Raw genomic sequence first — 21,873 nt, 5'->3', positions numbered from 1 at the left:
GTCTTGCCAAGTTCGGTAACGCGGCACCTTGCGGCCAGATCCATGCCAACTTCGACCTTGTCCGTTCTCTTTGCCATCATTGGACTCCCGTTCGCTTTCACCTCGACTCTGCGTAGCTTCCTGCTCCAAGTGGGTCAGTTCGAGAGCAGCCGGTTAATCGCCCCTTGCTTCAGCAAGCAGCGGGTCATGCCGCAAACGCCCATTCGTGGATACGGCTGTGGCCGTAGCCGCCCGCGACCACAAGGTCGGCACCCATCGCCCGGGCGACTTCGGACACGGCTTCGCAGGCGTCCGCTTGGCCGACGTCCAGAACCTCCGATCTTGCCTTGACGCCATGTCTCATCAGGAAGCGGAGCACGTCCCCGACACTTTCGCGTGCGCTTCTCAGATTCTGTTCCTCGATCGTCGCCACAAGGACATGTTGTGCACCGTTCAAAAAGGGCATTGCATCGGTGACCGCACGCCGGGCCTCGCGGGTATCTTTCCAGGCAACCAGAACATTTTCGGACTTAAGCGTTGCAACCTTGTCAGCCGCAAGCAACACGGGCCTTCCGGCCGACAGCACTAACGTTCCGACATCGACCATCCGGTGGCGGTCGCTGGGAACGCCCTGTGCGGGAGCCCCGGTCACGATGAGGTCGGCGGCGCGTGCATGCGTCGCGAGCAGGCGTGTTGGATCGCCGATCTCCTCGCGCCACGAGGCATCGTGTCCGGCTACGACACTCAGGAATTCTTGTTTCAGAATCTTCAGGCGATCCTCGATATCCGTGCGGCGTTGCCGCATGATCTCGGCTGCCGTCACGCCGCCATCGTCGCCTGGAACAAACACGTATGAATCGGCCGCCGCAAATCCGATCAGCGTAGCTTCGAAGCGTCGAGCCAACTCCAGCGCATAGGTCGTTCGCGGCGCTGCCGGGGAATCCACGTCGAGTTGAACCATGATGGTGTTAAAGGTCATTGCCGTGGCTTCGGTGAGATTTATTGCAGGATCGCCGGAGGTTCGATCTTGCGCCTTGATGTTCGTCAAAGCCTGCCTGTCCTGCCAGTCCATCTCGGCCCACCGTCATCGCCGGCCCGCCCTGCAAGACCCGGCGGACGGCGTGCCCCGCCCTTTCGGCGCCCTCGCCATAGGCGTTGGCGAGGCCGCGGCAGGAGCCGGTCGGGGGATGGGTCGGGATGGCCGACCACAATCAGGATGCGTCGTGACATGGTCAACTCCCAGGGAGCTTGGCGTTGCCGTCAGGGCTGCTCGACCCTTGCTACCTGGTAGGTGTGCATTGCGCCGTTGCGCTCGATCGACACATATTCACCGGTCACGAAGCGTTCATCGCCGAGATGAAAGCCGATTTCGTCATCGCGGTCGCCTTCGGCGTAGTCGAAATACCACTGTCCGCCAGGCTTGCGCCTCAGCCGTCCGATCAAATCTTCCTCGCCATTGCGAAACCGGCGAACACGGCAAGAGGCCTTGTGTGATTTCCACTCTTCCGCATCGATCTGGCCTTCGCCGGTCAATGGAGCGAGCACGTCATAACCTTCTTCGCGGTCGCCTTCCGGATGGCCCTTTTCGCGCGCGAGCAACAGCCGCACGTGGCGGAATTTCGGGGTTAGGTCCATTAGAATGGTCATGGCGAACTCCTTTCGGGCAGATCCATAGAGCAGTCGCGGGCGCCCTTGATCCGCGTCAAAGAAAGAACTTGGCTTCGATCAAGGGCTAGGCAACCGCGTTGCGCAGGCCCCCAAGGTCACTGCGACCAGGGTTGCGGCTGCTAGTGGCAACCAGAACTTGACCGGACCTGCGGAGATCGCGAGCAGCAGGCGTCCAATTGCGTTTGCAGCCAACGCTGCCAGCAAAGCTTGGCCCACGGTCTCGACGGACACGGAATGCTTGACCAGGCGCAGCGCCCCAAGCACCGAGACATCGACATCGAATGCGCCGGCGAGCGCCGAACTCGCCAGCAGACCGCGCCCACCGAATTGAGCGGCCAGCCCGGCACTCGCGGTCGCGACGATCGCAAAGAGCACGGCGAAGAGCAGCAGCGGGCCCAGTTCGAATGGATTGCGCGCGATAGCGCTACCTTCACCCTTCCCGCTATCGCGACAAATCAGCAATGCGCCGCTGACAGCGAAGGCAAACGCCGCGGCAATCGCCGGCATGACGACCGCCGCGAAAACGCTTGGCTCGATGATCAGAACCATGCGCAGACGCGGAGAACCGACACCATTGCAGCCAGGGATGCAGCCCCGGCGAGTGGCAGTGGACTAGGCGCGGAGGCGGCGTTGCGGGCCAGCGCCAAGGTCACGGCGGTCGAAGAGACGATCGCACCGGCGAGCGAACTGACAAGCAGACCACGCGTATTTCCCAGAATGCGAACAGCCACATAGCCGGCGAATGAAATCGAGGCCATCAGCACCGTCAGGAACCAGACCTCCCACGGATTGAAACCGCCCCACGGGTCCATCGTCCGGTTTGGCAGCAGGGGCAGAACGATCGCCGTCATCACCGCCAGGCTCAGCGCTGAACGCAGTTCGATCCAGGTCAGTCGCTTCAAAAGACCGTGCAGGACCTCACGGCTGGCCAGGATTGCCGCCAATGCCGCTCCACCGGCAGCAGCAGCCCGGCAGTCGCCGGCGACGGAAAGCGCGCCAAGGGCGAAAACGCCAAGGCCGGCGATCACGCCCGTGACGCTGAAATCCTTGTCATGGGCGGCCTCGCGCGCCTTGTACCAGGCGAAGATTGCCGCAAAAGCGATGAAGCCGCTGACCAGCACGGAAACCGCGCCGAGCGCGTCGGCAAGTGCGGCGAGAACGCCGCCAAGCAGCCCGGATATGCCGAATGTCCGGATGCCGGCCGTGCGACTGCGATCCGGTGCGTCCCGCTCTTGCCAGCCGCGCTCCAAGCCGACGAGCAGGCCTATTGCGAGGGCAAGTCCCAACCGGGCGATCAGTGGATCCACTACTGGCTCGCTTCCCGTCCGGACACCTGCTCGATCAGAATCCGAAAGAAAACGTGCGGTGCACTGTCGGCTGTGGGAGGAATGACGGGCTTGAGTGCGCCAGGTTCCCACCAGTCGGAATGCTTGCTCAACACCGACCAGGCATGGTCCCGCTGAAGCTTGTGGCCGATCTGGTCAGGCAGTTCTTCGTATCGGCCATCGGCAACCACGCTTCTCCATCCTCGGCCCAGCCCATGTTCGTCAACCTGAACGGACACCAGAGGATTGGCTCGCATCCATTCGATCTTCTTGCCCGGCATGGAAAACGCGTAAAGATGAGCATCCGAATGGGCGTAGTAGAGGGGCACGACATAAGGCTGCCCGTCCTTCGCGCAGGCCAGGCGGCCAACGCGGTTGGCCATCAGGATTTTGGTGCATTCCAAGACAGAAAGAGTGCGGATCTGCATCAGTGCGATCTCCTGTTCTTCACGGCTTTTGAACTAGGCCGGAAACGTGCCGCTGGCTAATTTTGTACAGCTGGGCAGCCCCGTCCATTGCGGAGACAACGTCGCTGTCAGAGAGCTGCGGGAACCGCAGATAGTGGTGGCCCAAGGTCTGGAACCGTGCTGGCTGACTAAGGCAGACCACACGGTCCGCTTCCTGTTCCAGCGCGGCGACCGTCTCTTGCGGTGAAACGGGAATTGCCACGACGATTTCCCTTGGTGACCGGCGCTCGAGGGCGCGGATCGCGATTTTCATGGTCGTACCGGTCGCGGCACCGTCATCGACGATGATCGCGGTCTTTCCCGCAATCGAGATCGGTGTGGTCTTCCCGCGATAGGCAGCGCGCCGGCGTTCGAGTTCTGGCCGCTCATTTGCAATCAAGACACGTAGTTCGCTTTCGTCGAGCGCATAGGTTTCGACAATCTCACGGTTCAAGACGACGTCGCCAGGGTCGCCATCGACGATTGCGGCAACAGCCAGCTCGGGATTGCCCGGGGCGCCGACCTTGCGGACGATAAGCAGATCAAGAGGAGCGTTGAGGGCCCTGGCCACTTCCACTGCGACGGGCACGCCGCCACGCGGCAATGCCAGCACGATGGGCTGGTGCAGTTGAAGCCTGCTAAGCTCCAGGCCAAGCTTCACTCCAGCCTCTTCCCGGTCGCGGAACATCGGTCAATCCACCGGCCACAGTTTTCGCAGCGACTTCTTCATCGAGTTTCTGACCTGTACGATCTCACCATGCGATATGTGACGGTCGAGAAGCTTGAAAACGGCACTGATCGCGACATCGAAGTCGATCTCCTCATCGTAGCCGAAACTGTTTCTGACGCTGAGAATGAAGTCGCGCTTTGTGCGCTCATGCGCAGGCGCCGACGGATTCCAGCCTTCGAAATAGATGCCGCGGACCAAAACAGGCAGTTGCGCCGAGAGATCGGCCATTTCCGCCGGCGACAGCCAATCCCGCACCGTGTGCAGGACAGACCTCAGGAGACGACACGCGCTCGGCTCACTCCAGCAGAGGTCCTTAGCGAGCTCCTTGACCCATTGTTGCGCCTGCTGGCCAGCGTGCGTGAAGTCAGCGAAGGACGTGTGGGAAATATGACCCATGGCGATGCTCCTCGAAGATTTGAACTCCATTCTCGGGCATCGAAGAGCTTTGAGCATTGAGCAGGATCAAATCGTTCAAAAGTGCGCTGCTCCGATCTTCTTTCACCGCGGCAGCGATCAGCTCAAGGAGCCGCACCCCGGCTGGCAAAGGGGACGGAGCACGTTTGGGCGGGCGGCGGCTTTCAGCCGCCCGACTTCGGCACCAGCAGGGGAACAATCCGGTCGCTCTTGGCCACAGTGGGCCGTCCGGCGGAGCCGTGGGGAATGCCGAGCGCATCCCATGTCTCGACCAGCGCGTCCTGCAGTCCCGCAATCAGTGCATCGGTGTGGAACGGCGTCGGCGTGATGCGCAGCCGCTCGGTGCCGCGCGGCACGGTCGGATAGTTGATCGGCTGGATGTAGATGCGGTGCACGCCAAGCAGGCGGTCGCTGGCCATCTTGCAGAGTTCCGGGTCACCGACCAGCACCGGCACGATATGGGTGGGCGACTCCATCACCGGCAGGCCGGCGGCAGACAGAACCTCCTTGGTCCGCGTCGCCTGGCGCAATTGCGCGTCGCGCTCGACCTGCGAGCGCTTCAGGTGGCGGATGGAGGTGGTGGCGGCGGCGGCAATCGCCGGCGGCAGCGCCGTGGTGAAGATGAAGCCCGGCGCGTAGGAGCGCACCGCATCGATGATGGCGCTGTTGCCGGCGATATAGCCGCCCAGCGTGCCGAACGCCTTGGCCAGCGTGCCTTCGATTATGTCGATCCGGTCGGCCAGCCCCTCGCGCTCGGTGATGCCGCCGCCACGCGGTCCGTACATGCCCACCGCGTGAACCTCGTCGATATAGGTCATGGCGTTGTAGCGTTCGGCCAGCTCGACGATCTGCTTGATCGGCGCAATGTCGCCATCCATCGAATAGACGCTCTCGAAGACGATCAGCTTGGCGCGCTCGCGGCCTGCCGCTTGCAAAAGGCTTTCGAGATGCGCGACGTCATTGTGGCGGAAAATCTTCTTTTCGGCGCCCGAGCGCCGCACGCCCTCGATCATCGAAGCGTGGTTCAACTCGTCCGAGATGATCAGGCAGTTGGGCAACAGACGCGCGATCGTCGAGATCGAGGCTTCGTTGGAGACGAAGCCGGAGGTGAAGACCAGGGCCGCTTCCTTGTCGTGCAGGTCGGCAAGTTCCACTTCGAGCTCGACCAGCGGGTTGCTGGTGCCGGAAATGTTGCGGGTGCCGCCGGCGCCGGAGCCCATCTTGCCCGCCGCGTTCTGGAACGCGGCGATGACATCGGGGTTCTGGGCCATGCCGAGATAGTCGTTGGAACACCAGACGGTGATTTCCTCGGCGCGGCCATTGGAACGCCAGATGGCGCGCGGAAACTTGCCGACGATGCGCTCGAGATCGGCGAAGACGCGGTAGCGCCGCTCGGCATGAAGCTGGTCGATCGCTTCCTCGAAGAACCGCTGATAGTTCATGGCACGCTCCCTGCGTATGGAGTGAACGCGACGACATCATGTCGAAGCACTTGCCGTCATGTTGCAGTAGGGGCAGGCCCCAGCATTGAGCCATATCAAATCGGCGGCCCGGCCTGCCGGGCGTCGGGGGCAGGTCTTCGAATGCTTTGAAAAATGATTCAAGTCAAAGCGCAGGCCGACATTTCTATCAATGATGGCGGGATGTGGAATCCGATCGCAAGCGCTCCGTTTGGTCGCAATCTCGAGCTGGCCGTCTTCGACGAGGACGGCCCGCACGCGCTCGTATTTCCCTGTGCAAGGGCTCGGGAAGGCTGGAAGAATGCCACCAACGGCGCCCGTGTCGACATCCGGCCGACCCACTGGCGTGATTGGGGGGAGAAGGCCCAAGCCAGACTTGGCAAACCTCTCGAAGGCTCTCCCTAGAGTCTGGTTTCGACGATCAACGCCATGCGCACAAGATGTGACAGGCTGCCTGCGCCCATCTTGCTCATGACATTGGCACGATGGATCTCGACTGTACGCGGGCTGATTCCAAGGTCATAGGCGATCGTCTTGTTGGGCAGACCCGAGACAAGCCCGTCGAGCACCTGCCGCTCGCGCTCTGACAAGGTCGACAGACGCCCGCGGATATCCGCTGACTGCGGATGCGCTGCATTGACCTGGTTGCGGCTGGCGAGAGCGGAGCGGATCGCGTCGATCAGCAATTCGTCGTCGAACGGCTTTTCGATGAAATCGGAGGCGCCTTCCTTCATCGCCTGAACGGCGAGCGCCACATCGGCATGGCCCGTCATGACAATAACTGGAATTGTATGCCCACCCGCTCTGAGCTGGCGCAGGAACTCGATGCCGTCTATGCCCGGCATGCGTACGTCGGTGACGATGCAGCCGTCGAGATTGTCCGTCGCCGTCGATAGAAAAGCTGTGGCCGATTCGTGCAGGCGCACAGCGAAGTCTGCTGTGGCCAGAAGAAAACCGAGCGACTTACGAACGTCGACGTCGTCATCGACCACGTGCACCAGATCACTGTCGGCCATTTGTGACCTCTTCTTTCTCTACGATGCGCAAGGTGAACCGGAAAGCGGTTCCACCGGCCGGCATTGCTTCGGCCCATATGTGACCGCCGTGCGATTCGACGATGGTGCGGCAAATGGAAAGGCCAACACCCATGCCTTGCTTCTTGGTGGTGACAAATGGCTGAAACAACTGGGCCGAGACCTCTGGTGCGAGACCCGGGCCGGTATCGATCACGCTCACCTCGGCCATCCCATCATCCCGGGCAACGGTTGTGACTTTCAATTCGCGGCGGGGCACGTCCTGCATGGCCTCCACCGCATTGCGCATCAGATTGAGCAGAACCTGCTGAATCTGGATGCGGTCGGTCAAGACCAGTTCGGCAGCGGGGTCAAGCGTGTAGCTGACCAGGACATTTATCTCCCGCGCACCGACCAGCGCTAGAGATGAGGCTTCCTCGATCAGTGCCGGCAGTCGTTCCACCTGACGCTCGCTTTCGCCCCTTGCCACAAAATCCCTCAGATGACGGATGACGTCTCCTGCCCGCAGGGCCTGCTCAGCTGCCTTCTCCACCGCATCCCGCAGCATAGGCGCGTTCTCTTCCTGGCTCTTTTCGAGCAGCCGACGACTGCCTTTGAGGTAGTTCGTGATGGCGGTCAGCGGCTGGTTGATCTCATGAGCGAGCGTCGACGCCATTTCGCCGAGCGCGGTAAACCGCGCCATGTGGAGGAGCTCCTGCTGCTGCTCCTGGATTCTTGCTTCTGCCCGGTGGCGTTCGGTGAGGTCGCGGCAAAAGCCGGTAAAGAAGCGCCCGGTTCCCGGATGCATCTCGCCGACGGAAAGTTCCATCGGGAAAGTCGTGCCATCCTTGCGTGCCCCGGTAACGGTGCGGCCGAGCCCGATGATCCGGCGCTCGCCCGTCGTCAGGTAGCGAAGCAGATAGGCATCATGCTCATCACGGTAGGGCGGAGGCATCAGCATTTTCACGTTTTGACCAATGACTTCACCTGACTGATAGCCGAACAGCGTTTCGGCGGCGGTGCTGAAGGATTGGATCCCGCCCTGCTCATCGATGACGACCATTGCATCCGGCACCGTTGCCAGGATCGATCGCAAATGGTCCTCACGCAGCCGAAGGGCTGCGTTTGCAAAGGAGAGTTCGCTGACATCCGTGCCTTCGATGAAGATGGCGGTTATACGGCCATCGTCGGCCTTGATCGGCTGATAGACAAAATCGAGGATGCGCTCTTCGACCGGCCCTTCGGCTTGGTTGCGAAAGCCAACCTTCACGCCGTCGCCCCTGTAGGGCTCGCCGGTCATGTAGACCTGGTCCAGATGTTCGAAAAACTCATGTCCTTCGAGCTCGGGAAATGCATCCCGCACTGACTTTCCAATCACCTGCCTGTTGCCGATCAATCGCTGGTAGGCGGCATTGGTCAATTCGAAGACGTGACCTGGCTCGCGCATGAGCGCGATAAACCCCGGAGCCTGATCGAACATCCGCGACAGGAGTGATTTCAGTATCGTCCCACCGGGCGACAAGCTGAGCGCTTCGTCTTTGATCACCTGAAATTCCTGGGTTCGAGACGGTGCTACCCGCGCTACTATCACTTCTCGTCGCACAGGCAAAACAGATCGAGACGACGTTTCCGCAAGACATTCATTTGGCGGGCGCAATTGGCGGTCTTTGACGCGCGTCAAGGCATCGGGCGCTGGCGCGTGCGATCCATCACGCATAGCACCGTTCCAGCGAAAGGCACCCGCAATGTCCTACAGGTCAATTATCGTGAACCTCGCCATCGATGCTGCACCTGCCCCTATTGTGCAGGTGGGGATCGAACTTGCCGAACGATTTGGAGCGCATCTGATCGGCCTTGCGGCAGCTGATGTCCCGCCTCTGGTCGCGACAGGCGATGGCATGGTCTACGAAGGCGAGGTCATGCAGATCCAGCGAACGGAAATCGAGAAGCGGCTTGCCGAATTGCGTGACGTGTTCGAGACGCTGGTACCCGCTTCGATCACAAGCGAATGGGGACAAGCCGTCTGCAGTCCGACCCGGTTCCTCGGCGTTTCGGCCAGGGCCGCCGACCTCATCGTCACCGGCGGTGTGGATGGAGACAACGTCTTTCGCGCCGTGGATGTCGGCAGTCTGGCACTCGGTGCCGGGCGGCCAGTCCTGGTCATTGCTGGCAATATCGAGCATATTCGCGCAAAAACCGTGCTGGTTGCCTGGAAGGACACTAGGGAGGCTCGGCGTGCGCTAGCAGATGCGTTGCCTTTTCTGGCAAAGGCCAACGAAGTTGTTGTGGCCACGATAGACAGCAACCGCGACGAAACCAGCCGTGACAGCCTCGACGATGTCGCCGTCTTTCTCGACCGCCACGGCATCAGGGCGCGAACCGAGCTGATCGCCGGTGAGGCTGATGGCGACCGGTTACTCACCTTCGCGCACTCGATCCATGCGGACCTGATCGTCTCGGGCGCCTATGGCCATAGCCGCTTGCGGGAATGGGCGTTCGGCGGCGTTACCCGCACGCTCATCGAAGAGAGCCGCATCAGCCGCTTCCTGTCGTATTGATAAAGAGAAGTTGATCAGCAATCTTTCTCGGCACGGAGCGGGTTTACCTCCTGCGCCGCTTGATCGAGATCAACGCCACCTGCCGCCAACATGGCAATGATGGCGAGTAGGCAGGAGTGATGAATATGAGCTTTCTCGATTACCTGATTTCGGTCGACGCCAGAACGGCTCTGATGGATCGCATGATGCGGACGCTCGGCGTCGACAGACATTTGAAGGTCGTGGCAGACCATGCGGCAGTCACCAATAGGGCGGTGAACCGCTGCCGTGCCTGCGGCCATCAGGACGAATGCATGACCTGGCTCGATGAACACGAGCATGCCAGCGAGCCGCCGGACTATTGCCGCAACAGCGACCTTATCGCTCGACTGCAGCAAGCGGCCGGGCAACGCTAGGACATCGAGCTGTCAGCCTCGACGAGGTCGTGCCGTCCGTGTTCTGATGAGAGTCAACACAGATCAGATTTTTGCGGTTGATAAGTTTGCATTCCACGGGACCAGGCAGCTTGGACAATTTATTTTTTCTGGAGGCATTTCTGCTCTTCGTCGCGCCAGGGCCTACCAACGCTCTTTTGATGGCGGGGGCGGTCAAGCGAGAGAACTCGGTCAAGCTTTTGGCCGCTCAGGCTTGCGGATACGGGATCGCATGCGCGTGCTGGTTTTCGCTACGTCCCTTGATGCCGCCCGAGGCCATTCAAATACTTAGGCTGGTGGCAGCCGGATGGCTCATAATTCTGGGCCTGCGTCTGACAGCGAGCGCCCGGATCAACGCTTCCAAAAGCGGCGACGCCATTTCGGTTGCGGCGACCAGTGCTCTCAATCCGAAGGCCTTTATTTATTGCCTGGCTATCGTGCCGCTAAACACCGAACCGCGCGCGCTGGGGGTCTTCTGGGTTGCGCTCCTGATGATGACGGCTGCCACCGGATCGGTGTGGCTTTTGCTAGGCAAGCGCTTCAGCGGAGGCAAAAGAATGGTAGAAAGAGTTTCGGGCGCGGCGCTTATCGCCTTTGCCCTGTTGCTTCTTCGACCATTGATACCCCTTGTCGCGACCTGAGCGGCGAACCCTGGGCGAGGACTGGCAACTGAGCGAGGCAAGGGTGCCTCGCTGCGGATCAATGTCATGTGCCGCCAATCTGGCGATAATTGCCCTAGCGCAGGAGTTCGATGACGTGACTTTCTCGACTCCGCTAGGAAACAAGGACGACTGACACAGGATCGGCGCAGAAGAGCGCGTCCTCGACCGCTTTGACGCCGGCGACGTTTTCGGCCGCTACAATGGCTGCCTGCCGCTCGCGTTCGTCGAAGATGGCCCCGCTCAGTTTCACCACGCCATTGTTCACCGTCACGTTGATCAAGTCCTTGCCGGCCCATTTCTGCGACGCTAGCTCGATCATGATGTTCTGCCGAATCTGTTCGTCATCGATAGCTGCAGGGGCTGTATCCGGAAGCACGCTGAGCAATGCCCGCAGAAGATCGGAGCGGGTGATTATGCCGACGACCTTACAAGCGTCGACGACAGGAATGCGTTTGATGTTGTGACGCGTCATGAGATCGATGACCTCGGTGAGCGGTGCGGTGGGGGATGCCGTGACGACATCTTGCGACATTACCTCCTCGATCCGTCGCCCGTTGGCGTGGACATATTCATCGGCGGCCTTTCCGGGGCTGACGAGAAACTCCAGCCAGCGCGAGCGCTTTCGCTGCGTGCCCAGTTCCCCGCGACGTAGGAAATCGCCCTCGCTGACGATCCCCACCAGGGTGCCGTCGCCGCGAATGACGGGCAAGCCGCTGATCTTTTTGACGAGCATCAACCCGGCAGCCTCGGCGATCGATGCGGATGGGTCTATGCCGACGACTGGCTTGCTCATTATGGCTTCGGCTTGCATGCCAACCTCCTCAGATGGTTACTCCTATTCATATCGAGGCCACGCGCGCTGTGCCTTGATCTGAATCATTTTTTAGATTGCGCAAGCATAGCGGATTGACAGTTTCTTGGCGATGAAACGGCCCGGCTGCGCGCGTATAGAAATAGGTCCGATCCACAATGCCAACCTGTTCCTGCCGACGTCAGCCGGGGAAGTTCGGAAGCTCTCGCTTGGTGCTTTCGATTTTGGTGACCCTTTGCTTGGTCGCAAATGGCTGCGCGACCCGGGCGGGAAACGTGCCTCAACCTCCCGCGATCACCACGAGCGAAGCCACGCGAGTTAACCTGCTGGTCGCCACAACACGCAAACCGTCGACGGACCCTGACCAACTTTATTCAGGAGAGCGCGGGACGGCGATCTCGTTGGACAGCGTCACTGTCGCCGCACCTCCGGATCGAAACCGAAAGATCAGTCAGGTCCAACGGCCTTCACACCGCCCTTCTGATCCCGCTCGGGAGTTCGCCATGGCCGAGGTCGACAAAGTCGCAACGGAGAGGCAGGTCTTCGATTGGTTCCGCAAGAACCGAAATGCAAAGCGTCAGGTGCTCATTTTTGTGCACGGCTACAACAACTCTTATGCCGACTCCGTCTTTCGTTTCGCTCAGATCGTTCTCGACACAGGGACCGACGCTGCGCCCATTCTCTTCGCCTGGCCCTCGCGGGCCAGGGTCTTCGACTATCTTTACGACAAGGAGAGCGCCAACTACTCGCGTCGAGCCCTGGAGGACTTGATCCTCCAGGCTTCCATGAGTCCCGACGTCGACGACGTCACCATTCTCGCTCATTCGATGGTGACGTGGCTTGCCGTGGAGGCGTTACGTGGCGTTGCCATGCGTAAAAACGGGATCCCAACTAAGGTCAGGAATGTCGTCTTGGCGTCTCCGGATATCGACATCGACGTGTTTCGCCGTCAATTTGTCGAGATGGGGCCAAATAAGCCGCGGTTTACAATCTTCACGTCGACGCGGGACAAGGCCCTTGAGTTTTCGCGATTGTTATCGGGTGGAATTTCGCGTGTCGGCGGTACCGATCTCACGCCATATACGGCGGTTCTTGAAGAACTCGGAGTTACCGTCATCGACACGAGCGCAATCGGGTCGGGAGATCCACTCGGGCACAATGGCTATGCCGATAGCCCGGAGATTGTCCGGCTGCTGGCGCAGCGCCTGAGCGGTCGATCGGTGACGGCAGGCGAAGCTAAGTTCTCGGATCGCGTAGCGTCACCGACCGTCTACGACCGGCCGTTGCCGCGCAAAACCGCGACCGCCGCAGTAGACAGCAACGAGGCACGCAAATTGTTGAAACGCGAGCCTGTCACGTCGATTGGACAGATCGTTGATGGTCAAATCTCGTACTGAGATATCTGTGTAGACTGCAGGCTGTAAAGAGAGTGGTGATCAACGGCCAGCCTGCGGTGGACGTTATGGTCAATATGACCTATTGTGCAATCCGTTGTTTGAGATAGGACCAACGATGGCGAAGATCAATCCTGTTCGTCGAGCTGAAATTGGGCGTGAAAAGCGCGCGCGAACCCGTGCAGAGCTCGTTGCCGCGGCCAACTCGTTGTTCGCCAGACAGGCCGTGGAATCGGTAACAGTCGACGATGTGGTCAGGGAGGCCGCCGTTGCCAAGGGTACGTTCTACGTTCATTTCGATGGCCTAGACGGTTTGACGGCGGCAGTCGCGGAGGAACTGGTCCAATCCTTTGACGAAATGCTGCAGTCCGATCGGCTCTCACTCGACGATCCTGCCGTTCGGATTGCGTTCGGGTGCAGCGCATTCATCGATAAGGCCCTCAATGATCCTCGGTGGGCCAGCCTTGTCGCCAGGATGGCGACGGTAGATGCAAAGGGTGGCGAACTCGTCCGAGACCGAATCTTCGAAGACCTGCAACAGTTCTCGAACAACCTGCCGGACGGCGGGCCATCCGCGCACCTGAACCTGGAGATCGTCGTTGGGATTATGCTCCAGCTCATGCGCGCGCTTGGCGAGCGCAGGCTGTCGTCGCTCGATCGTGATCCGGCCATAAGCGCCATCCTGCGCGCGATCGGCCTCAATGCCCGGGAGGTGAAGTCGGTCCTTACGCGCTTGCCTACATCGGCCGACGGCGCAATGCCTGATGGGCCGCGGCAACGGAAGTCTCAGCGCCCAGGTGCGGGGAGCAGCGGGGCCTGACCTTGGACTGCCAGCCCCCACGCGGCGATCTCAGTTATCTGTTCGTTGAGATTGATGGCCGCGCGCGGCGTATGGGCCAACGTAAAGCCGATGCCCGGCCGCAAACGCCGCCCACCGTTCAGTGCTTTCCTCTATCGCTACCCAACCTCGTCGAATCAGCGCTGACCGAGGCCGAGAGCACGAAGCGTTGCGTCGAGCGCTTGGCTGGTCGTTTCGGGCCGGGGACCTCGCGCAATAATTCCGCGCGTCACCTCCAGCCATATCCCTATTGCGATGTCGGCTGCCAACTCAACGTCGCGCACGCTCACTCGGCCCTGAGCAATCGCTTCCTCAATGTCCGCCTTGAGGTTCGCGCGAACCCCTATGCCGAACTCAATGGGTGATTGCGAGCTCTGAATAACAAGGCGGGCCCAGTCCGTGTCCGCGCTCGCTCTCTCCAGGAATTTCATGAACGCGAAAGAGAGGCGCTCGATCGGATCCCGCCGCTCGAGCCTCGCAGGCGACAGCAGCTCATCAAAGCTCTGACTGAGCCCGGCCCCCACCGCAGCGGCCAGATCTCCGATGCTCTTGAAATGGCAGTAGAAGGTCCCCTTGGCAACGCCCGCAGCCTCGACCACAGCATCCACCGTAACCGCCTCGTGCGTACGCCCCCCAAGGAGCGTCGCGCCTGCTTCCACGATCTGCGCACGCGTCCGCGCCCGCTTCTCGCGCCCTATCTCCGCCCTGCGCGCCACATCGACTTTTGCCATGCGTCATGTCCTTTTTGCATTGCACCATTACGCAATTCTCATATTGACTATATAGTCGTTTTGACATATAGGTGCAAATCGAAAAATTGAATGATCGCGATGCGGACGGCGAAGGGCCGCGAGGTCACGCTCGGTGAGAAGGAAAGCATTCGATGAACGTTCAGTCCCAGAAGGATTTCCAAACGGCGGAACGGCGTCTCCCTTTCGAATGCATTGCGTTGGTGCTGCAAGGCGGTGGGGCACTTGGAGCCTACCAGGCTGGCGTCTACGAAGCCCTTGCGGAAGCCGGCATTCATCCAGATTGGGTTGCCGGCGTCTCCATTGGCGCCATCAACTCCGCGATCATCGCTGGAAACGAGCCGGCCGAACGGGTTGCGAAGCTGCGGACCTTCTGGCGCGAGATCACCGCCAATCCCCTTCTCGACTGGACTGCCGCCACAGACGCTCTTGCTCCGAAGGGCAATCTGCCGCGCGCACTCTTCAATCAATTCAGTGCAGCCTGCGCGCTCGTCGCCGGCGCCCCAGGCTTCTTCAGCCTGCGGCAGCCCGCACCCTGGATGCACTCGGATGGCTCGCTCCAAGGTACAAGCTTCTACGACACCAGCCGCCTGAAGAGCACTCTGGAGCGGCTTGTGGACTTCGACCGGATCAACGCGGGCGGCATGCGTTTCAGTGTCGGCGCGGTGAACGTGCGGACAGGAAATCTCGTCTACTTCGACAATGAGACGCATACGATCCGGCCCGAGCATGTGATGGCCAGTGGCTCGCTTCCGCCCGGCTTCCCTGCGGTCGAAATTGAGGGCGAACTCTACTGGGACGGCGGCCTCGTTTCCAACACGCCGCTGCAGTGGGTCGTCGAGCACGGGACGCGGCAAGACACGATTGCCTTCCAGGTCGACCTGTGGAGCGCGCGCGGTGAGATACCCCGCAACCTAGCCGACGTCGCGGCGCGGCAAAAGGACATCCAGTATTCGAGCCGCTCGCGCGCCCATACCGACCAGTTCAAGCAGTACCAGCGCGCCCGGCACGCTCTCGCCAGCCTGCTTTCGAAGCTGCCGGCCGACTTACTTGCCAGCAATGAGGCAAGAATGCTGGGCGGGATCGCAGACCACAAGGTCTACAAGCTCGTGCACCTCATCTACCGCGCAAAACAGTACGAAGACCACTCGAAGGACTACGAGTTCTCGCGTTTGTCGATGGAGGAGCATTGGCGGGCCGGTTACTTCGATGCCATTCGCACATTGCGCCATCCTGAGGCACTGAGTCGGCCGGACAATCTGGACGGGGTCAGCACCTATGACCTTGCCATCGACGGGCTGGAATAGCGGTCGGCCCAAAGACGACTAACGGCCCCTGCCGGTCGCGAAGGCGACCAGGCTTCTCCTGAAACGAACCGCTCGATCCAGCCCAAAGGAATTTCCGACATGCATCAAGACACCGTCCGGGCGAAGGCTTTCGCCATGCCCCTGACCAGCCCGGCCTATCCGGCCGGGCCATATCGCTTCCGAAACCGGGAGTATCTGATCATCACATATCGCACCGATCCGCAGAAGCTGCGCGACCTGGTGCCGGAGCCACTTCAGGTCGTCGAGCCGCTCGTGAAATTCGAGTTCATTCGCATGCCGGACTCGACTGGGTTTGGCGACTACACCGAAAGCGGGCAGGTCATCCCGGTCTCCTTCCGAGGCCGCAAGGGCAGCTACACCCACTGCATGTTTCTCGATGACCATCCGCCGATCGCCGGCGGACGCGAGTTGTGGGGTTTTCCGAAGAAGCTCGCCAGCCCAACGCTTCGAACGGAGACGGATACCCTTGTCGGCACGCTCAACTACGGCCCGGTCCGCGTCGCGACCGGCACCATGGGCTACAAGCACCGAGCCGCCGATCCCGCGAGCGTGAAGGCCTCGCTCGCCCAACCGAACTTCCTCCTCAAGATCATTCCGCATGTCGACGGCACGCCGCGCATCTGCGAGCTCGTCGAATACCACCTTGAGGACATAGATCTGAAAGGCGCCTGGACCGGCCCGGCAGCCCTGAACCTTTGGTCACACGCACTGGCGCCGGTCGCCGAACTGCCGGTCCTGGAAGTGGTATCGGCGGTTCATATCGTCGCAGATCTCACGCTCGCGCTCGGCAAGGTCGTGCATGACTACCTTGTGCAGGCCGAGCCGCGCCATCGGAAAGGAAGAATCCATGAACTTGCAGACTGAGATCTCATCGAACAAGCGCGCCGATGGAGCCCGCGGACGGCTCCTGGACAAGGTGGCGGTGATCACTGGAGCCGCGAGCGGCATCGGCAAGGAGATTGCGCTCAGCTTCGCCCGTGAGGGAGCAAAGGTGGTCATTGCGGATCTCGATCAGACCGCGGCGCAAAAAGCCGCGTTCGAGATCGATCCGATGGGCAAGCGTGCGCTCGGGGTTGGCATGAATGTCAGCAGCGAGGAGCAGGTGGAAAGCGGAATGGCGAAGGTGATCGAAGTCTTCGGGCGCCTCGACATCCTGGTCAGCAACGCCGGCGTCCAGATCGTGGCGCCGATCGTGGAGTTCGAATTCGCGAAATGGCGGAAGCTGCTTTCCATCCACCTCGACGGGGCTTTCCTGACGACCCGTGCAGCCTTGCGGCAGATGTACAGCCAGAACAGCGGCTGCATCATCTATATGGGATCCGTGCATTCCAAGGAGGCGTCGCCGCTCAAGGCTCCTTACGTCACAGCCAAGCACGGCCTCGTTGGCCTGGCGAAGGTCGTGGCCAAGGAGGGGGCCGCCCACGGCGTCCGCGCCAACGTGATATGCCCCGGGTTTGTGCTGACGCCGCTCGTCGAGAAGCAGATTCCCGAACAGGCTCGCGAGCTAGGACTCTCCGAAGCGGACGTGGTCAAGACCATGATGCTGAAGGAGACGGTCGACGGCGAGTTCACGACCGTCCAGGACGTTGCGGAAGCAGCGCTGTTCCTCGCGGCCTTCCCATCGAACGCGCTGACCGGCCAGTCGATGGTGGTCAGCCATGGATGGTCCATGCAGTAGCGGGGTTCGGAGACGCGCGTCTCATCGCGCGCTTCCGTCCTGTCTAGATCGATCTCCACCTATTCGTCGTACCTTTTTGCATAGCACAATTGTACGAATCTCATATTGACGATATCGTCGTTTTGACATACAAGTTCAATATGAAATCGAAACCCGGCCGATAACCGGGGCTCATTCATCATCAGTTCCCTGCAACCCCGATCCTTTCGAGCGGAGGCTTTCATGCGCCTATCGTACGGCAAATTCCTTTGTGTCTGTCTCGCCGGCCTTTGTATTGCTGGCTGTTCCGAAGAGGAGAAGGCAGCATCTCCAGCACCGCGGCAGGCGCGGGCAGTGGTGGTGACGCCTCACAAGCTCGCCACGGTGGCGCAGGGCGCCGGTCGCGTCCAGTCGCGGTATGTCAGCGAGGTGGGCTTCGAAGTCGGCGGCCGCGTCATCTCCCGCGATGTCGACATAGGCGCCATCGTCAAGAAAGGTCAGAACCTCGCTGAACTTAGTGCCGTCGATTACCGCAACAAGGTGACCGCCGCAGAGGCCGATCTCACGGCGGCCAAGGCCACGCTCATCCAGGTCGTGGCCCAGGAGGAACGCTTCCGCATTCTGCTCGGCAAGGGCTTTACCACCCGTTCCCAGTATGACGAGGCGCTGAAGTCGCTACAGAGCGCACAAGCTGCCGTCCAGGCGGCCGAAGCCAATCTCCGGATCGCTCAAAACCAGCTCGGCTACACGCAGCTGCTTGCACCCGAGGACGGCATCGTGACGGCGACGGCGGCGGACCCCGGTCAGGTCGTCGTCGCGGGCCAGACGGTTGTTGAAGTCTCCCGCAATGACGCGCGCGAGGCCGTGTTCGCTGTCGCCGGTTCAGATATCACCGCGGCAAAGCTCGGCATGGCGGTGAACGTTTCGATCCAGGGCCGGCCGGAGATCGCAGTCATCGGCACGATCCGCGAGATTTCGCCCGAGGCGGACAGCACGACCGGCACCTATCAGGTGAAGGTGGCGCTGGCTTCGCCGCCGCCAGAGATGCGGCTGGGGGCAGTCGTCGTAGGCCGCGTTGAAAGCGAAGGAGCCCAGGAGGTCACCACACTACCCCCGACCGCACTGCTGCAGTCCGGAGACAAGCCGCAGGTCTGGGTGATTGGCGGTGACGGCAAGGTTCAGCGCCGGAACGTCCAGCTGCTTCAATTCGATACGGACTCCGTGGTGGTCAGCCACGGTCTTTCGGCAGGAGAGAAGGTCGTGACAGCCGGCGTCAATTCGCTAGCTGACGGTGAGTTGGTCAACGCTGAGACGGAGGTGAAGTGATGACACGCTTTAATCTTTCAGAATGGGCCGTCCACAACCGGGCCATCATCGTATTCCTCATGCTTGTCTGCGTCATCGGTGGCATCAGCGCCTATGAGCGACTTGGTCGGCAGGAGGATCCGGACTTTACCGTGCAGACCATGGTGGTCCAGGCGGTCTGGCCCGGGGCCACCGCGGCCGACATGCTCACTGAGGTGACCGACAGGCTGGAGAAGAAGCTCGAAGAAACTCCCAAGCTGGATTACCTCAAGAGCTACACCAAACCCGGCCAGGCAACGATTTTCGTCTACCTCAAGGAGTCGACGCCCAAGAGCGATCTCGACGCCATCTGGTACCAGGTCCGCAAGAAAGTCAGCGACGTTCAGGCGACGCTTCCCCCTGGCGTGATCGGCCCCTTCTTCAACGACGAGTTTGGCGACGTCTTCGGCGTCATCTACGGAATCACCTACGACGGCTTCACGCCGCGACAGGCGCGCGACTTCGCCGAGACGGCGCGGACTGAGTTCCTGCGTTCGTCCGATGTCGGCAAGGTCGAGATTTTTGGCGACCAGGACGAGAAGATCTATCTCAGCTTCTCACCCCAGAAGCTCGCCAATCTCAAGCTCAACCTCGACGAAGTGCTCACGGCGATCGCCCGCCAGAACGCCGTTGTGCCCTCCGGCGTCATCAACACGCCACATGAGAACATGCTTGTCGACGTTACGGGCTCGCTCCTGACGCCCGAGAATGTTACCAACCTCAACCTCTGGATTGATGGGCGCTTCTACAAACTCACTGACATCGCCAACGTCCAACGCGGCTACAGCGACCCGCCCACGAAGATGTTCCGCGTCAACGGCAAGCCGGCTATCGGGATTGGCATCAACATGCGCGAGGGCGGCAACAACCTCGAATTCGGCGAAGGCCTGCACGAAGCGGCCAAGCGCCTGACGCAACGCTTTCCCGTCGGCATTAATCTCAATCTGGTTTCGGACCAGCCTGAGGTCGTGCGCGAGGCCATCGGCGAATTCACCAAGGCGCTGGTCGAGGCGATTGTCATTGTGCTCGCCGTCAGCTTCCTCAGCCTTGGCCTCAGGGCAGGGCTCGTGGTTGCCCTGTCAATACCGCTGGTACTCGCAATCGTCTTTATCGCCATGGAGGCGATGGGCATCAGCTTACAGCGCATCTCGCTTGGCGCTCTCATCATCGCGCTCGGCCTGCTGGTAGATGACGCGATGATCACTATCGAGATGATGATCTCGAAGATCGAGGAAGGCATGGAAAAAATCAAGGCGGCTACCTTCGCCTACACTTCTACCGCCTTCCCCATGCTATCGGGAACTCTGATCACGATCCTCGGCTTCCTGCCGATCGGGTTCGCAGACAACAACACCGGACAGTATACGTTTTCACTGTTTGCGGTCATTGGGGTTGCGCTGGTTGCGTCCTGGTTCGTGGCCGTGATCTTCGCGCCGGTAATCGGGCTTTCCTTGCTGCCTTCCCGCATGAAGGCGCACGCTCATGGGCCCGGCCGCTTCATGCGTGCGTTCATCGGCTTGCTTGGTTTCAGCATGCGGCACCGCTGGCTCACCATCGCCGCCTCGCTTGCCGCCTTCGGTGCCTCGCTCTACGGCATGGGTTTTGTGCAGCAGCAGTTCTTCCCGGCGTCGAACCGGCCCGAGCTTGTGGTTACGATGACGCTGCCGAAGAATGCCTCGATCGCCGCGACCGAGACGGAGACGAAACGGCTGGAAGAGTGGCTTGCCAGCGACCCGGACATCGCCGGCTATTCTTCCTATGTGGGCGGCGGAGCCATCCGCTTCTATCTGCCGCTCGACGTCCAGCTCGACAACGACTTCATGGCGGAGACCGTGGTCGTCGCGAAGGACCTCGAGGCGCGCGACCGCGTTCTGGTGAGGCTCCAGACGCTGTTTGCCGACAGCTTCCCGGACGTGAAGGCCCGCATCTCGCGCCTGGAACTCGGGCCGCCCGTCGGCTGGCCGGTGCAATACCGGGTGAGCGCGCCGACGGCCGAGGAGGCAAGGGAGCACGCGGAGGAACTCGCAAATGTGCTGCGATCATCCGGACTCGTGCGAAACGTCAACTACGACTGGGCGGAGAAGAGCAAGGAGCTGCGCATCGTGGTCAATCAGGATCGCGTGCGTCAGGCTGGCCTGAGTTCGCAGCAGGTCGCCCAGGCACTCGACCGGGTGATCAGTGGCTCGACGGTCACTCAGCTTCGCGACTCAATCTATCTGGTCGATGTCGTTGCGCGGGCCGAGAGCAGCGAGCGCTCAAGCGTTGAGGTCTTACGCAATCTTCAGATCCCCACCGCGACAGGCGCCTCAGTGCCCATGCGCGAGCTTGCCGAGTTCCAGTATGATCTCGACGAGGGTTATATCTGGCGTCGCGGCCGCCTGCCCACCATCACAGTTCAGGCGGAACCGCTGCCAGGGCTGCAGCCCGCCTCCGTTCACGAGCAACTGGCAGGCGCGATTGAGGCGCTGCACAAGTCGATGCCGGCGGGCACCCTGATTGAGACCGGTGGTACGGTCGAGAAGAGCGGCCAAAGCAACGCCGCGCTACTGGCCCAGTTTCCGCTGATGATCACCCTGATGCTTACCGTACTCATCGTGCAGCTGGGCAGCTTCCGCCGGATGGCGATGGTGATCAGCGTGGCGCCGCTCGGCCTCATCGGGGTCGCGATCGCGCTGCTGACCACCAGCACGCCGATGGGCTTCATCGCCATCCTCGGGATTATCGCACTTGCAGGCATGATCATCCGCAACTCCGTGATCCTCGTCGATCAAATCGAGCATGAGCGGGCGCGAGGCATCGATCCGTGGCAGGCGGTGATCGACGCGACCACGCACAGGTTCCGGCCGATCATGCTGACCGCGGCTGCAGCCATCCTTGGCATGATACCCATCATGCACGACGTGTTCTGGGGACCGATGGCCTACGCCATTGTCGGCGGGCTCGCCGTGGCCACGGTGCTTACCCTGGTCTTCCTCCCGGCGCTCTATGTCGCGGCCAATAGTATCCGGGAGAAAGACGAGCCGACTGCATCGGCGGAGCCGGATGCGATTGCGGCGCCCATTCTCGTACCTCAGCACTGAGAAG

Annotated in this window: 21 protein-coding genes and 1 pseudogene; 11 read left to right on the top strand and 11 right to left on the bottom strand. The window is 61.0% G+C overall.

All coding sequences use genetic code 11. The features are described from left to right. Positions 1-184: 184 nt before the first annotated feature. The 7 genes and pseudogenes from ACYHH6_RS29030 to hemA all read right to left on the bottom strand — a co-directional run bounded on the left by ACYHH6_RS29030 (position 185) and on the right by hemA (position 6,004). The gene (locus tag ACYHH6_RS29030) at positions 185-1,051 is read right to left on the bottom strand and encodes a universal stress protein (protein ID WP_352589617.1); all 867 of its coding nucleotides are present in this window, start codon (positions 1,049-1,051) and stop codon (positions 185-187) included. Between the two features lie 188 nt (positions 1,052-1,239). Beyond that, positions 1,240-1,626 carry a hypothetical protein gene (locus tag ACYHH6_RS29025; RefSeq protein WP_352589615.1) on the bottom strand — a complete coding sequence of 129 codons (387 nt, stop codon included), beginning with the start codon at positions 1,624-1,626 and terminating at the stop codon, positions 1,240-1,242. Between the two features lie 78 nt (positions 1,627-1,704). Next, positions 1,705-2,954 (bottom strand): annotated as a pseudogene (locus ACYHH6_RS29020) (MgtC/SapB family protein). Further along, the gene (locus ACYHH6_RS29015; protein ID WP_352589612.1) at positions 2,954-3,400 is read right to left on the bottom strand and encodes a pyridoxamine 5'-phosphate oxidase family protein; all 447 of its coding nucleotides are present in this window, start codon (positions 3,398-3,400) and stop codon (positions 2,954-2,956) included. Before ACYHH6_RS29015 ends, ACYHH6_RS29020 begins: the two are co-directional and overlap by 1 nt. Positions 3,401-3,419: 19 nt before the next feature. Then, positions 3,420-4,106 (bottom strand): phosphoribosyltransferase, encoded by a 687-nt coding sequence (locus tag ACYHH6_RS29010; RefSeq protein ID WP_352589609.1) that lies wholly within the window; start codon positions 4,104-4,106, stop codon positions 3,420-3,422. Between the two features lie 3 nt (positions 4,107-4,109). Continuing rightward, positions 4,110-4,544 carry a DUF2267 domain-containing protein gene (locus tag ACYHH6_RS29005; RefSeq protein WP_352589606.1) on the bottom strand — a complete coding sequence of 145 codons (435 nt, stop codon included), beginning with the start codon at positions 4,542-4,544 and terminating at the stop codon, positions 4,110-4,112. Positions 4,545-4,726: 182 nt separating this feature from the next. Beyond that, positions 4,727-6,004 (bottom strand): 5-aminolevulinate synthase, encoded by a 1,278-nt coding sequence (gene hemA / locus ACYHH6_RS29000; protein ID WP_488500498.1) that lies wholly within the window; start codon positions 6,002-6,004, stop codon positions 4,727-4,729. 153 nt (positions 6,005-6,157) lie between these two features. Between hemA and ACYHH6_RS28995 the strand changes: the two genes are divergently transcribed. Next, positions 6,158-6,427, top strand: coding sequence for a hypothetical protein (locus ACYHH6_RS28995; protein WP_352583326.1), 270 nt, complete (start codon positions 6,158-6,160; stop codon positions 6,425-6,427). Here ACYHH6_RS28995 and fixJ read toward each other — a convergent pair. Continuing rightward, complete coding sequence (gene fixJ / locus ACYHH6_RS28990; RefSeq protein WP_352583328.1) at positions 6,424-7,038, bottom strand: response regulator FixJ; 615 nt, start codon at positions 7,036-7,038, stop codon at positions 6,424-6,426. The two genes, ACYHH6_RS28995 and fixJ, sit on opposite strands and share 4 nt — an antisense overlap. Then, complete coding sequence (locus ACYHH6_RS28985; protein WP_352583330.1) at positions 7,025-8,581, bottom strand: PAS domain S-box protein; 1,557 nt, start codon at positions 8,579-8,581, stop codon at positions 7,025-7,027. The genes fixJ and ACYHH6_RS28985 overlap by 14 nt, the downstream gene beginning before the upstream one ends. Before the next feature lie 199 nt (positions 8,582-8,780). Here ACYHH6_RS28985 and ACYHH6_RS28980 point away from each other — a divergent pair, with 199 nt between their 5' ends. The 3 genes from ACYHH6_RS28980 to ACYHH6_RS28970 all read left to right on the top strand — a co-directional run bounded on the left by ACYHH6_RS28980 (position 8,781) and on the right by ACYHH6_RS28970 (position 10,647). Further along, positions 8,781-9,593 carry a universal stress protein gene (locus ACYHH6_RS28980; RefSeq protein ID WP_352584302.1) on the top strand — a complete coding sequence of 271 codons (813 nt, stop codon included), beginning with the start codon at positions 8,781-8,783 and terminating at the stop codon, positions 9,591-9,593. A gap of 125 nt (positions 9,594-9,718) precedes the next feature. Continuing rightward, complete coding sequence (locus tag ACYHH6_RS28975) at positions 9,719-9,988, top strand: DUF6455 family protein (RefSeq protein WP_352583332.1); 270 nt, start codon at positions 9,719-9,721, stop codon at positions 9,986-9,988. A gap of 110 nt (positions 9,989-10,098) precedes the next feature. Next, entirely contained in the window at positions 10,099-10,647 is a 549-nt protein-coding gene (locus ACYHH6_RS28970) for a hypothetical protein (protein WP_352583334.1), read from the top strand. 133 nt (positions 10,648-10,780) lie between these two features. Here the strand turns inward: ACYHH6_RS28970 and ACYHH6_RS28965 are convergent, their stop codons facing one another. Beyond that, positions 10,781-11,479, bottom strand: a complete 699-nt coding sequence (locus ACYHH6_RS28965; RefSeq protein WP_352583336.1) for a CBS domain-containing protein — start codon at positions 11,477-11,479, stop codon at positions 10,781-10,783. Positions 11,480-11,982: 503 nt separating this feature from the next. Between ACYHH6_RS28965 and ACYHH6_RS28960 the strand changes: the two genes are divergently transcribed. Both ACYHH6_RS28960 and ACYHH6_RS28955 read left to right on the top strand, forming a co-directional pair. Further along, entirely contained in the window at positions 11,983-12,876 is an 894-nt protein-coding gene (locus ACYHH6_RS28960; RefSeq protein WP_352583338.1) for an alpha/beta hydrolase, read from the top strand. 115 nt (positions 12,877-12,991) lie between these two features. Continuing rightward, entirely contained in the window at positions 12,992-13,693 is a 702-nt protein-coding gene (locus ACYHH6_RS28955) for a TetR/AcrR family transcriptional regulator (protein ID WP_352583340.1), read from the top strand. Between the two features lie 155 nt (positions 13,694-13,848). Here ACYHH6_RS28955 and ACYHH6_RS28950 read toward each other — a convergent pair whose 3' ends face one another. Then, positions 13,849-14,442 carry a TetR/AcrR family transcriptional regulator gene (locus ACYHH6_RS28950; protein WP_352583342.1) on the bottom strand — a complete coding sequence of 198 codons (594 nt, stop codon included), beginning with the start codon at positions 14,440-14,442 and terminating at the stop codon, positions 13,849-13,851. A gap of 152 nt (positions 14,443-14,594) precedes the next feature. Here ACYHH6_RS28950 and ACYHH6_RS28945 point away from each other — a divergent pair, with 152 nt between their 5' ends. From ACYHH6_RS28945 to ACYHH6_RS28925, 5 genes are all read left to right on the top strand, one after another. Beyond that, complete coding sequence (locus ACYHH6_RS28945) at positions 14,595-15,767, top strand: patatin-like phospholipase family protein (RefSeq protein WP_352583344.1); 1,173 nt, start codon at positions 14,595-14,597, stop codon at positions 15,765-15,767. A 99-nt stretch (positions 15,768-15,866) separates the two neighbouring features. After that, entirely contained in the window at positions 15,867-16,652 is a 786-nt protein-coding gene (locus ACYHH6_RS28940; protein ID WP_352583346.1) for an acetoacetate decarboxylase, read from the top strand. Further along, a complete protein-coding gene (locus tag ACYHH6_RS28935; protein ID WP_488500497.1) occupies positions 16,642-17,466 on the top strand; it encodes a 3-hydroxybutyrate dehydrogenase in 825 nt (274 codons plus the stop codon). The genes ACYHH6_RS28940 and ACYHH6_RS28935 overlap by 11 nt, the downstream gene beginning before the upstream one ends. 222 nt (positions 17,467-17,688) lie before the next feature. Then, positions 17,689-18,771 carry an efflux RND transporter periplasmic adaptor subunit gene (locus ACYHH6_RS28930; protein WP_352583350.1) on the top strand — a complete coding sequence of 361 codons (1,083 nt, stop codon included), beginning with the start codon at positions 17,689-17,691 and terminating at the stop codon, positions 18,769-18,771. Then, on the top strand, positions 18,771-21,869 hold the full coding sequence (locus ACYHH6_RS28925; protein ID WP_352583352.1) for an efflux RND transporter permease subunit: 3,099 nt from the start codon (positions 18,771-18,773) through the stop codon (positions 21,867-21,869). Before ACYHH6_RS28930 ends, ACYHH6_RS28925 begins: the two co-directional genes overlap by 1 nt. Positions 21,870-21,873 lie beyond the last annotated feature (4 nt).

The sequence above is a fragment of the Mesorhizobium sp. P171375 genome, assembly GCF_057786075.1.
This window is presented reverse-complemented; position numbering and strand designations above follow the sequence as displayed.